At 41.6% G+C, this 1,016-nt stretch carries 1 protein-coding gene; it reads right to left on the bottom strand.

The features are described from left to right. Positions 1-84: 84 nt before the first annotated feature. The gene (locus SSCH_RS07355; RefSeq protein WP_052835432.1) at positions 85-969 is read right to left on the bottom strand and encodes an IS1182 family transposase; all 885 of its coding nucleotides are present in this window, start codon (positions 967-969) and stop codon (positions 85-87) included. Positions 970-1,016 lie beyond the last annotated feature (47 nt).

Consider the following 1,016-nt stretch of genomic DNA (forward strand, 5'->3'; position numbering starts at 1 on the left):
CAACGCTTGTTCTTTCATCATATAGCTTTTGCCAGTTCTTGGTCCCCCTGTGGGGGCTGCAGAACAGCTTGAGTCATCTTCAATTTAGTTTTTATCACCATTCCATAGTTGAGCTTGAACACCAGTCGGTACCAAAGGGCATTCAGCTTTATCAAGTACGTGGGGACAACGAAACTTGTTAACTCCGTTATCGCTGCCCCAGTAAACCATCCGAAACCCTGCGGAACAAATAGGTGTCCCATCAAAATCAAAGCCAGCTCTAGGTTGCCTGGTCCCTCTAAGATTAAGAGCTATGATTGCCTGGGCGTGAAAGTCATTCTTTATGGTTTCGTAAATGTCATTACAGTCATACGCAGAGTCCATCAGGTAGAACTTGGGTGATTTAACCAGAACGCTGCTGGCCTTTTTAACCAGTTTTAAAGCTATTTCACTATCGTGGACATTGGCCGGTGTTACGGTGATAGCTACTGGTAACTCTGATTTTGTGTCCACAGCAGCATGCACTTTGTAGCCAAACCAGGCTTCAGTGTTGCCATCAGTGTTTCTTTTGACGCCCCAGTCAGCGCTTTTACCGTTTTGCGATACATACTTTCTAGGCTTGGTTTTCTCATAAGCCTCAATTTTTGTGGAATCTATTGCAATAGAGGTGCAGTCAATAATCCCCATTTGCTCGGCTTTATTTACAAGCGAATTAAACAGTTCTTTCAGAATACCTGTTTCTGTTAGTTCTCTTAAAAATCTGCTCATAGTTGCTTCACTTGGTACGCTTGCAATTACGCCAAATCCACATATGTATCGAAATACAGGGTCATTTTTTAGTCTTCTGACCAATGCAGCCATTGTCGGTATTTGCTCTATCTTTGCAGCTATTAATGTCTCTTTATGTTTGTATTTTGGCTCATTGTATCCTTCGAGGTTCCGATTATGTTTTCCTGGGTAGCCTGGATTATTATTAGATACTAAAGTCAAGGTGACTTAAAAATTCTTTTCCAGTCTAGTTTCAGGTTGCAATTTTT

The sequence above is a fragment of the Syntrophaceticus schinkii genome, assembly GCF_000946815.1.
In the GTDB taxonomy this organism is placed as follows: domain Bacteria; phylum Bacillota; class DSM-12270; order Thermacetogeniales; family Thermacetogeniaceae; genus Syntrophaceticus; species Syntrophaceticus schinkii.